Here is an 11,338-nt window from a genome sequence, read left to right as displayed (position 1 = left end):
ATCAGACTGTATATTTTCGCTCTAAACTATCAGTAACTGTATCAAACTCTAGTTTTTACGTTAAAAGGTAATCTGCAAGGATTTGTCTCAAAGCCTTGTAAACATTGGCTTGCGAATTTTAGGACGGGTCTATTAGTTAAACTTCCGAGGAAGTTAAAAGTAAAAGATGGTATACTGCCAGACTTTCTACCTGTGAGTTTCCATTAGTTAAACTTCCGAGGAAGTTAAAAGAATAATAAGATAAAAAAAATACCAGGAGTCTATAAGGTGTTTCCATTAGTTAAACTTCCGAGGAAGTTAAAAGAATTCGCATAATTCAAGAAGGTGCTCAAAAAGTCATGTTTCCATTAGTTAAACTTCCGAGGAAGTTAAAAGTGGAATGATGAATTCATTTACTTCATCAGCATTCAAGGTTTCCATTAGTTAAACTTCCGAGGAAGTTAAAAGGAAGTTGTTGAATTTATTTTTATCATTGCTCAATTTAGTTTCCATTAGTTAAACTTCCGAGGAAGTTAAAAGAGTTTACAGGGTGGCGACATCTTAACAAATTAAAGAAGCGTTTCCATTAGTTAAACTTCCGAGGAAGTTAAAAGTCATTATACTTATAACACTGTTATGTGCGTTCTTGTTTCCATTAGTTAAACTTCCGAGGAAGTTAAAAGTATAATTTATTTGAAGGGATGATTTCCACTCTTTTACTGTTTCCATTAGTTAAACTTCCGAGGAAGTTAAAAGCTGAAGTTGAGCAGTGACTGATCCCGCAGAGCTTACTGCGGGTTTCCATTAGTTAAACTTCCGAGGAAGTTAAAAGGAGAAAGTAACTGACATTGATCAGTCCCTTGATAAAGTTTCCATTAGTTAAACTTCCGAGGAAGTTAAAAGTGGTGGATTTTCAATGTTTATCGAAAACCCAACGTAGTTTCCATTAGTTAAACTTCCGAGGAAGTTAAAAGATTTTTCGAGGAAAAAACTGGTATAAAGCTACCAACGGTTTCCATTAGTTAAACTTCCGAGGAAGTTAAAAGTTGTAGAGAAGCTCTATGCTCATGCAACTATTCCTGTTTCCATTAGTTAAACTTCCGAGGAAGTTAAAAGAAGAAGACTCAAAAACATATTAAAGTCGCTAGCAATATGTTTCCATTAGTTAAACTTCCGAGGAAGTTAAAAGGCTAGGCTTCTGGAAGCCTTACCACGAGCCGATTGTACACCCCTTGATTTGAGGGGGTCAAGTTTTTGCTCAAATTATTAGGAATTACTCTCAATAAACTCACTGTTAACCGCCCTCAAACCCTTACCTGGTAAGCCATTCGTGGGGGTCAACGTAAGAATGCGGGTTCTAGCCATTGTGTGACCCCCTCAAATGCTTATCAATCATTATGAATCAATTAGTTTAACTGATGATTTATTCCATTATAAGTATAATTATAGCTTCCAAATCATTGGTCGATATACCTCAACTTCACCCATCAAACAAGCTACATACTCCCGGACTTGCAACTCCAGACATCGCCGGAAATTTACTTGATATCCTGTGTTAACGTGAGTTAGCTCAGATTGTAACCTTTCTTCCCAATGCTTGAGATACTTTTTCAATGAATGTGGTTGAAGATATACTCCTCCCCTTTCATCCGGTGATGTAAACTCTTCCGGTGTAAAAATTTTAGAATTAATCAAGTAAGATACCAAGGAATCTACCAACTGGGCGCGAAATTCTTCTACTAAATCGCTAACTAAAGCTGGATGGTTATCACGGGGTACATGAAGATTACCAAAGTGAGTATGTAAGCCCACTGCTTGCACAAATGAGAAAACATTTTGACTCAATAAGGTATATCCTAAGCTTAAAAGACTGTTGATTGGGTCAGTTGGTGGACGCTTTGTCCGTTTCTCAAATGCAAATACTCCTGTAAATAAAGAACCCAAAGCTTGAAAATATAAATTTGCAGCTTTTCCTTCATATCCTCGCAGTGCATCCATGGAATCAGCTTGACATAAATCATTCATCAAATCAGCAATTAAATTGATTGCAGAAGCTGCTTTTTTTGATGGACGACGACGATTTAACCGCATCAATAATATACGGGAATTATGTAACTTTGCTTGCACAATTGCTTCAGCTTGTTTTCTCACAAACTCAGGATTTTGAGAACATATCACCTGACGTGCTAAATATTCAACTTTCGCCATTCCTTCCGTTGCGGTGCGTCCGAAATATCTCCCCCTCTGGGACAAATACATAATGGGAATTCTGCGCCGCAAAGTCATGCTCACAGCACCATGGGACACATTACAACAACCAAACAAAACAATATTACTTACTCTACTTACGGGAACTTTTATTCGTAGTTCCCGTTGATAGAATACGTGAAATTGCTGATTTTTAACCTTCAAAAACGAACCTTGATCGGTTACATATAATGTAGACATAGAATCTTGCCAGTAATGAGAAATTGGAGCGCGGGGAAAATTAACGGGTTTATCGATACTGCAAGCTTTGGGAGGACGAGATTCAAATTTGAGGGGACGTTGTTTGGGACGAAAATAAGGAGTACCAGAAGGATTAACCACCCATTCCCCATCTCGTCTCGGTTCTGGTGGAGGTGGTGCATAGACTTTTCCCCCTGCAAACCGATAACCCAGAAAAGTAAACTCGTCATCGGGTGCGAAAACCTGTGTTTTATCTGGTTGTAGAGTTAAATAAAGTTCTCCCAACCAAGTAGTAACTTTGTCGAGAATGCGATTTGCTTCGTTCCAACTACTACAAGCGATGGCGAAATCATCCCCGTAGCGCACTAAATTTATCTGGTTGCACAGACATTTTCGGTCAAATTCAGTCAGGTATAAATTAGCTAAGGCTCCAGAAAGTACACCACCTTGTAAAACTCCTTGACCTGGGTACAGAGTTTTTCCAGATATGACAATTCCTGCTTGCAATTGTGCTTCAATTAATGGTGATAAGACTGGTTCTAACTGTAAATTCTCCAATGCAGTTAACAACAAAGCCCAAGCAATACTGTCAAAAAAATCGGCAATGTCAGCCTTGATAATCCACTTTGGTTGAAGCTGATAGTAAGAATAAAGATGTTGTACGGCTTGTTGAATATTGCGTCCGGGACGATAAGCATAACTGCAATCAAGAAAAGTATCTTCTAAGGGAAAATACAGTTCTTCTAGTATCAAGCGTTGTACGATCCTGTCACGCACAGTAGGAATACCAATTAAGCGTTTACCACCACCTTTTTTACTGACATAAAATCCTTTAGCGGGACTAGGACGATAAGATTCCTGTTGTAACTGGCGCAGCATAACAGATAATTGTTGATCAACAACCCCAGCAAACAAATCAACAGTAATATCATCAACACCAGCACTACGACTTCCCCCACGGACTTGCAACCATGCAAATTTCAGTTGTTCGATAGAGAACATGGCGATCAGGGATTGGGGATTAGCGATTAGGTACCGTTAGCAATAGGTTTATTTGTAGAGACGCGCCATGGCGCGTCTCTACAGTGTGATTTTTTACAATCAACCGTCAAACTTCAAACTATGAATGCAGCATCATCGATGTTAAATTCGGGTCGTGTTCCTACTACTGCAACTTTGCAACGATTGTGTGCAGACATCGGATAAAATCTCACTTGGTCTTCCCGTTTGTTAACCAGTCGCATCAGGAGTTTAGAAATCTTTTTATACTGCTCCTCATCTAGAACGCACTCAAAAACTGACTTTTGGACTCTTAATCCATAACTTTCTAGGAGTTTCGACACTTTGTTGCGACGGGTGTCACTAACAATGTCATAACAAACTAAATAAAACATGATTTCTTTTAAGTAAAAAGTAAAAAGTCAAAAGGAAAAGGGAAAGGGACAAAAGAAAGAAACTCCATCTTTAAAGCAGCGTAAGTGGCTGAACAAAATATTTATTGTGATTGGGAAGTAGGGTTAACACAATAAATAGTGGTTAACCGGACATGATATTACTTGTCTGTCAGTGGAATTTCTTTTAACTTTTAACCTTTAACTTTTTACTTATTTCACCAAGGTTAGTGTTGATTTTTGGTTTTCAACCGCATTGGTGAAATTGTTGGGAGAACGAAAAACATTCAATGCTAGGGGACGGTAATAATCCACATTACCGAGCAAAGATGCAATATATTCTTTCACCTGGAACTCAATACATTGACGGTAAGAAATTTCCCCAACATAAGGGTGCAGAATAAAAGATTTTAATTTTCCTTCCCAATGTTGCAAAAATTTCTTCAGGTAGGTGTGATATCTTCTTCCGTTCCTTTTACCGTTACCATTACCGTTAGTGTTACCAAGATTGCGAATGAAATTCAACACCATATCATCCACAATCGGAGCGCTAAGTTCTCGACTCAAGTCCCATGCTAAAGGAAGTTCGTGATCAGTATCACGGTGTAGAATTCCATAGTCGGGGTGAAGTCCTGCGCTTTGTAGATGAAGGTAAACATACTGTTGCAGTAACTGATTTCCCAGGTTGAAAAACCTGTTAATTTGTGTTGTACTTGCATGCGTATTTGAGTTATACAAACTCAGTACAGAAGCAATAGCACAGTAGTAAACCTTATCTGCTTCTTCAATATATTGGTAAAGTTCCTCGATAGATGGTGCTAATGATAAGTTATAGAACTTGTCGAAGTTCAAAACTCCCAGCCTTTAGGCGGGAGATGTAGAACGAGTTAGCACGTTTACGTGCAGTCAATCTTAGGTTACGTCATGATGCCGCTGTTCCTCAATATATCTTCTAATAGTTTCATTGCTGACGCTACCAGCGGTTGAAACAAAATACGAGTGAGTCCATAAGCTAGGTAGTTTTAATAGATGTGGAAATTCTTTTCTTAAGTACCTAGAACTTCTACCTTTGATTTGTGCTGCAACCTGACGAGCTGCGATATCAGGTAAAACATTAACGAATAAATGAACGTGATCTGGCATGATTTCCAATGCGATAATCTTCCAGTCTTTTTCTTTGCAGGTATCCCAAATAATTTCTCTCAATCTTTTTTCTACATCCCCTATCAATACTCGTTTTCTGCGTTTTGGTATCCATACAAGATGAAAATTAATCATTGAAACAGTATGATTTTTTCTTCTGTATTGCTGCATTTTTACGGATTTGTACGCTATAGTTATGTAGACATCAATAGCACATCTACAATAAACGTTGCAATAAATGCTTTTAGGATATCAAAACAAGTTAAAACCAAATAAGAAGCAGACCTTAAAGGTTCTTAGTTGGATTGATATGCTAAGAGCTAATTACAATTACAATCTTGCTGACAGGGAGGTGACTTATCAAGAGAGATTCGTGCAAGGGGAGTATTGTAATTTAAGGAATAAAGGTACTGCTTGTCCTTTAACCTGTTCAGTATCATCTAATTCAGCTACTTCTGATACTGGAGATATTTATAAGGTTAAGAAGAAAACTGGGGAGATTAAGTTAAAAACTGCTGAAGAGATACAAATAACGAACCTTCCGATTTTAAAGAAAACACGCCCGTGGTACAAGGAAATAGACTCAACTGTATTGCAACAAAACGTTAAAAGGTTACAAGTTGCGTACAATAATTTCTTTGCTGGACGTAGTAAGTATCCAAAGTTTAAAAATAAAAGCAATTTTAAATCGTTTACTTTTACTTCTGGAATTAAAGTAGCTGACAAAGCAATTTATCTCCCTAAATTAGGTTGGGTAAAATATTTCAATTCTCGCCCTATTCCTGAAGGTTTTAAGGTTAAATCAGCGACCGTGAGACTAAAGGCTGACGGTTTATATGTGACTTTAAAAATAGAAGACAAGGCTGTACCTCCATTCCCTATAATCGCGGTTGAAGATGCAAAAACTGTCGTCGGCTTAGATATGGGGATAACTAAGTTGGTGCATTGCTCGGATGGCTCCCAATACGATAATCCCAGACATTCGACCAATAAGCGTACTCGTAAGCTCTTAAAAGTAAGACAACGCCGACTAGCTCGTAAAAAGAAAGGTTCTAAAAACCGTAAAAAAGCTGGTAAATTAATCGGTCGGTTGCACCAAAAAATCACCAATAAACGCGAAGCTTTCCAATGGCAGTTAGCAAACAAGCTAACCAGAAAAGCAGATGCGGTTGTTGTGGAAGATTTGAACATCTCAGGGATGAAAAAACGATGCAAGCCCAAAGAAGATGTATCAAATAAAGGAAGATTTCTAACCAACGGTCAGTCAAGAAAACGCGGTTTAAATCGTAGTATCAGCGATGCTAGCTGGTACAGTCTGACTCAAAAAATCGAATACCTAGCTGCAAAGCAGGGAAAGGTTTTTAGGCGAGTGAATCCACGTCATACAAGTCAAAAGTGTCCAGAATGTGGACACGTTGATAAAGCTAATCGCAATAAGGAAAAGTTTCTTTGTGGTAATTGTGGATATTTGGCTCATGCCGACTTGAATGCAGCCAGGAACATCAAGCAACGAGGGATTGACGAGTATTCTTTCCCCGTTGCTTGCAAAGTAAAAATACGAATGGTACCGGAGGACTTTCGGGAACCAGAACAGCTTTGTCTGTTCAAAATGCCCATCTCTGAAACAACAGAGTGCGGAATGCACCCCCGCATGCCGCCTGGAATTAAATTCCAGGTGGGTCGGGGGGTTAGGAGACGCGCCGCCCGCAAGGGCAGACGGCGGGTGCCTGGGAACCCGGCTAAACAGCTTAGTCTGTTTGAGGATATTTCGGATATTTAGCCTAATCCGGAAGAATCCCCCTACTTCTAGTGGGGGGAGTGTCAACCAAATTGATATGCTGCAAGAAGCTATGGTAAATCCCTAATCAAAGCTCTGAGTCCCAACTCATAACTCCTGAATTTTATTGCTAATTTTTAAATCATAATTTTGATTTACAAACCCATTATAGATTTTATATGTTGGGTTATTTGCTGGTTAATATTTATAACGTCGAAACGTTCAGTAGCATTCTGTCGAGCAGTTTTGGCAATACTAGCAATTTGTTCCGGGTTTTTGAGACACTTGTTAATGATTTGTGTAAGTTCTTGGGTGTTTTCTGGTGTTGTTAAAAAACCATTTACTTCATGGTCTATTAATTCTATTGCACCACCAGCTTTTGCAGCAACAACAGGTTTTTGACACAACATAGCCTCAACAATTACTCTACCAAACGGTTCGGGAGAGGTGGAAGTATGAGAAACTAAGTCACAAGCAGTCATAAGTTGGGGAATATCGTCACGAAATCCTAAAAATTTGACTCGATTTTCCAATCCCAAATCTCTAACTTGTTTGTGCAATTTGCTAACATACTCTTGTTCACCAAATAATGCATCTCCAACCAGTATGGCGATAACATTATCGGGAAAATTGGCGATGGCTTCAATTAATATATGTTGTCCTTTCCAAGGTGCAAGACGACTAAAATGTCCGACAACAAATTTTCCATCTAATTCTAGCTCTTGCCTAATATGATTCACTTCAGATTTCTCGACCTTATATTTGGCAGGCTCAAATCCGTTATAGACTATTTTTACGATTTCCGATTTTCCACCTGCGTCAATAAAAGCATCTTTGCTGGCTTGAGAATTTGCAATTACTAAGGAAACGAACTTATTTGCTAGAGCGATCGCGATTCGGCGATTAGTCTCACTAAAGTGCTCTGGCGACAGAATATCATGTAAGTGATAAACCAAAGGACGGTTACTGAGAAAGCTTGCTAAAGATCCGATCGCTAGGGCTTTTTGAGTATTAGCATAAATTAGATCGTATTCTCGGGCGATTTTTGCTACTGTTAAAATCAAAGGTAAAATTTGACCTAAACTGCGTAGTCCCTGAACAACAGAGCTTTTTTTACGAACTTCAATTTCTTTACGAGTTAGAACTTTGACAGGAATTTGGTTTTCTTCAAGTAACGTCTTAAAAGAACCATCAGCAAACAAACCAACTAAACAATCTTGACGATAAGGTTTTGCAATATCAATTAGACACAGTTCAGCGCCACCTGGTTTACCACTTTGATCCAAAAAAAGAATTTTCATTTGTCATTGGTAATGGGTAAATGGGGGTAGGTAATGGGATGATAACAAAAAACATCCTTACTTACCCTTATCTTTTATCTTGCTTTTTCGGTTGCTTCCCCCTTCTCTCCCATTTCCCTGGTTTCATCAAAAGAATAAAAGAATTATTTTGGAAGTCGTTATTTTAGATGTAGATATTAAAGCTCTTGGTGATCGGAGAAAAATATGACGATCTCAATGGTTTTGTGTTGTAGAGTTTGAGATATTCACATTGGTAGATACTTGTGTTGCATACAACCCTGCAACTGACCAGCACGCCAAGATAACTCCATTAAAAGTTTGACTAAACTGGCTTTATCCCGAACTCTGGCTATAAACCATACAGGAGACATGATTGCTGTCTTAACTAGGGTAGTCCAAGATATGAGTTGTGGCATTCCCATCTTGCGATGCTTTTTATAGAGCAAGGCTTCATGACATCCGCTTTGCCAAGCACGGCGACATATATCTGATATGGTTTTACGGAATCTAAAATGAACTAATGCTTCTTCAATTTCGTAGATTTCTGCTCCTGCTTCTTGTAATCTCCAGCCATAATCTACGTCTTGAAGTTTTAATAGTTGTTCGTCAAAACCACCAATTGCTTCATGAAGCTTCCGTCTAACACCGAAGTTATTACCACTTACTAGCGGTAAATACGGGTGGTCGAAAAATACACCATTACTCTCTTGACAACCATAGGCTTTGAGCAACCAAGATTCGTTGAGTTTGCAGTGTTCATTCCTACCACCGACATAATCATATTTTTCTAGCCCTTCACCGATTGCTGCTACCCAACCAGGAGCAACTACATCATCAGCATCACAAAATGCTAGAGCTTCACTTTGAGCATTTTTTGCTCCAATATTACGAGCATATGCAGCTCCAGATTTTAAAGATGCATCAACAATGCGAAGATGGGAAATTTTTTGTTGATATTCCTGAATTATAGCCAGAGTGTTATCCGTAGAGCCATTATCTGCAACGATTACTTCCCAAGGTTGAGACCATTTTTGCTTTGCTAAGGCATCCAATTGCATGCCAATGGTGTTACCTGCATTAAAGGAAGGTATGACTACGCTCAGCTTCATCACTGTTTAGACTCATAGTTATGTGATTCAAACGTTAGTAATATTAGCGTAAAAGCATAAATCTATCTATCGTTTAAGTGATGTAAACTACGTCGCTTTCGCTATTATTTACAGAGCAGAATAAATTATTGGTAAAACTTTATTAATTTTACACAATATAATGTGTAGTTTATAATTACGAGCTAGTAATATTAAGGCTTAGATGATTTTTTCTGATTAATATTATAAATACCATTGGTAGTAAAAATAATAGTTACGCTTTATCAGTATCTATAAGGATATGTAGATAATTCCTAATACAAGTATCTGTAAAATTTATTTCTATTAATTATCTATTATGAATATATGACATTACTCGATGTAATTGAGAATATTAACTTTAATTGCTTAGGGCTTACGCAACTCTCACAATGTAACGGTTGTGCGTCATAATCAATCAAAACATTCTCAATAAGTTTGAGCTAACTCTAAGTGTCACATACCCTACAAGAAAAATGTGTCGTTTGCCCATAAATCCTATCTCTATTATCGAGTAGATGGGGAAATAGTAAATATTTATAATATGCGTTAATTTTTTTGAAAAACACTATAGTGATATCTTAACCAGAATAAATACTTTTTATTTAAAATAAAAATAGCTTTTATTTGTTAGCATTTAATATTAGCTGATATCATTTATTAATTACCTTAGAATGAGCACTAAAAGAATTTAGGTTCAATGAAAAATCTAAATATTTGTTTACTTGAAACTTAATTTAATTTGACTTCAATATAAATTTAATCAGTGCTCAGAATTAATTTATTTTTGTGCGCCAAAAAATTAATAACCTAAAAGAACACCCCTAACTTCATTTGCAATTTTGTCCCAATTAAAATTTGCACAAGCATATTGACGACAATCTTCTTTTGACGGAACGGATACTTTACCTAGTAAAGTTTGCTCCAATTTATCTGCAATTGAGTTAGCACTAATTGAAGAAGTAATGAGTTGGGGAGAAAATGGTTCTAATATTTCTGGCATTCCGCCTACCGGAGTACAAATGACAGGGGTTCCACAAGCCAAAGACTCAACTATTGCTAAACCAAATCCTTCAAAGGATTGAGAAGGCATAATACTAAAATTAGCAGCTTGATAGGCAATGGGTAGTTGTTCGTCGGGCAAGAATCCTAAGAATTTAACTCGGTCTTGAAGTTCTAGGTCTTTAGCTTGCTGTTTAAGTTCTGCTTCAAGGGGACCCCGTCCGGCGATCGCTAACCATATATCAGGTATTGTTGCTCTAACCGCAGCAAAAGCTGCTAAAAGTTTATCTATCCCTACTCGATGTACTAAACGACGAGAAGTGAAAATAATTTGCCGATCTTGAGGCCAATTTAATTTAAGGCGTGCTTCCTGTAAGGAAAAATTTGCCTTAAAGTTATTTATGTCAACCCCACCAGGAATAATGTTAATTTTCTCCCAAGGAATTTGGTATTCCTGATGGAGTACATTACCAAATGCTTTGCTCAGGACTATGAAGCGATCGCAGCTATGATAAGTTTTTCTCTCTATCAGCCAATATTTTAAAGAGTTACTGATTCTGCGATGCATCACCTCCTGTTTGCTTTCCGAAGCCCAAGGTCCATGAAAATTGAAAGTGATTGGTACTTCTTTGGGGAAAATATCTAGTAGCGGAAAACTGTAGAGAGCAAAATGTAAATTGATTGCATCTGGCTTACCGTTTCTTGTTTGACGAAAATTTTGACGGATAGACCAAAGTCTTTTCCAAATAGGAGAATCAGGTGATGCTAAATTATTCAACTTGATGGGAAAGTCCTCTGTTGCTTGAGGTATTCCAACTCCACATAATTCTACTTTGTCTTGCTTGGTAATCCAGCAGCGAGTTAGTTCATAAACGTACCGCTCCAAGCCACCCGGTGTTGTTGGGAACCAACCAGTTCCCAAGCAAAGTATAGAAGCTGCTCCTAGAAAATTATTTTGCCGTTCAGTTTTCACTAATATTATTCTCCTATTTTGTTAGTACTATTTTACTGATGCATTAAAATAAATATTTAGTGTTTTATAGAACTTACCCAACCAGGAAATTTTTCTTTTAGGGTGCATGACACTTAGAGTTCACTCTGAGATATCAATAAAGTCTTTAGTATCAGGCACAACCGGTATATTGTGACAATTGCGTAAGCCTCGATATA

The 11,338-nt window shown here is 37.7% G+C and carries 8 protein-coding genes and 1 CRISPR repeat array; of the genes, 1 reads left to right on the top strand and 7 read right to left on the bottom strand.

Features of this window, described 5'->3' with window-relative positions:
- Positions 1–125: 125 nt before the first annotated feature.
- A CRISPR array of direct repeats spans positions 126–1,168; the repeat unit is 35 nt; unit sequence GTTTCCATTAGTTAAACTTCCGAGGAAGTTAAAAG.
- Positions 1,169–1,422: 254 nt separating this feature from the next.
- The 4 genes from cas1 (QNJ50_RS06120) to tnpA all read right to left on the bottom strand — a co-directional run bounded on the left by cas1 (QNJ50_RS06120) (position 1,423) and on the right by tnpA (position 5,132).
- Positions 1,423–3,429: a CRISPR-associated endonuclease Cas1 gene (gene cas1 / locus QNJ50_RS06120; protein WP_300633212.1), complete on the bottom strand. Its 2,007-nt coding sequence runs from the start codon at positions 3,427–3,429 to the stop codon at positions 1,423–1,425.
- A 113-nt stretch (positions 3,430–3,542) separates the two neighbouring features.
- Positions 3,543–3,821 (bottom strand): CRISPR-associated endonuclease Cas2, encoded by a 279-nt coding sequence (cas2, locus tag QNJ50_RS06115; protein ID WP_300633211.1) that lies wholly within the window; start codon positions 3,819–3,821, stop codon positions 3,543–3,545.
- 210 nt (positions 3,822–4,031) lie between these two features.
- Positions 4,032–4,670, bottom strand: a complete 639-nt coding sequence (gene cas1, locus QNJ50_RS06110) for a CRISPR-associated endonuclease Cas1 (protein WP_300633210.1) — start codon at positions 4,668–4,670, stop codon at positions 4,032–4,034.
- 60 nt (positions 4,671–4,730) lie between these two features.
- A complete protein-coding gene (tnpA, locus tag QNJ50_RS06105; protein ID WP_027846264.1) occupies positions 4,731–5,132 on the bottom strand; it encodes an IS200/IS605 family transposase in 402 nt (133 codons plus the stop codon).
- A 67-nt stretch (positions 5,133–5,199) separates the two neighbouring features.
- Between tnpA and QNJ50_RS06100 the strand changes: the two genes are divergently transcribed.
- Positions 5,200–6,741: a transposase gene (locus QNJ50_RS06100; protein WP_300633208.1), complete on the top strand. Its 1,542-nt coding sequence runs from the start codon at positions 5,200–5,202 to the stop codon at positions 6,739–6,741.
- A 152-nt stretch (positions 6,742–6,893) separates the two neighbouring features.
- Here QNJ50_RS06100 and QNJ50_RS06095 read toward each other — a convergent pair whose 3' ends face one another.
- From QNJ50_RS06095 to QNJ50_RS06085, 3 genes are all read right to left on the bottom strand, one after another.
- Positions 6,894–8,039: a glycosyltransferase gene (locus QNJ50_RS06095; RefSeq protein WP_300633206.1), complete on the bottom strand. Its 1,146-nt coding sequence runs from the start codon at positions 8,037–8,039 to the stop codon at positions 6,894–6,896.
- A 245-nt stretch (positions 8,040–8,284) separates the two neighbouring features.
- Entirely contained in the window at positions 8,285–9,148 is an 864-nt protein-coding gene (locus QNJ50_RS06090; protein ID WP_300633205.1) for a glycosyltransferase, read from the bottom strand.
- Positions 9,149–9,968: 820 nt separating this feature from the next.
- The gene (locus tag QNJ50_RS06085) at positions 9,969–11,147 is read right to left on the bottom strand and encodes a glycosyltransferase family 4 protein (RefSeq protein WP_300633215.1); all 1,179 of its coding nucleotides are present in this window, start codon (positions 11,145–11,147) and stop codon (positions 9,969–9,971) included.
- Between the last annotated feature and the right edge of the window lie 191 nt (positions 11,148–11,338).

The organism is Mastigocoleus sp. MO_188.B34 (assembly GCF_030065675.1).
Lineage (GTDB): Bacteria > Cyanobacteriota > Cyanobacteriia > Cyanobacteriales > Nostocaceae > Mastigocoleus.
The sequence above is the reverse complement of the archived record's forward strand: the minus strand, read 5'-3'. Positions and strand labels throughout refer to the sequence as shown.

Excerpts from the sequence above, each read along its gene's own strand:
- cas1 (WP_300633212.1), bottom strand. The coding sequence starts at position 3,429 with ATGTTCTCTATCGAACAACTGAAATTTGCATGGTTGCAAGTCCGTGGG.
- cas2 (WP_300633211.1), bottom strand. The coding sequence starts at position 3,821 with ATGTTTTATTTAGTTTGTTATGACATTGTTAGTGACACCCGTCGCAAC.
- tnpA (WP_027846264.1), bottom strand. The coding sequence starts at position 5,132 with ATGCAGCAATACAGAAGAAAAAATCATACTGTTTCAATGATTAATTTT.
- QNJ50_RS06100 (WP_300633208.1), top strand. The coding sequence starts at position 5,200 with ATGCTTTTAGGATATCAAAACAAGTTAAAACCAAATAAGAAGCAGACC.
- QNJ50_RS06095 (WP_300633206.1), bottom strand. The coding sequence starts at position 8,039 with ATGAAAATTCTTTTTTTGGATCAAAGTGGTAAACCAGGTGGCGCTGAA.
- QNJ50_RS06090 (WP_300633205.1), bottom strand. The coding sequence starts at position 9,148 with ATGAAGCTGAGCGTAGTCATACCTTCCTTTAATGCAGGTAACACCATT.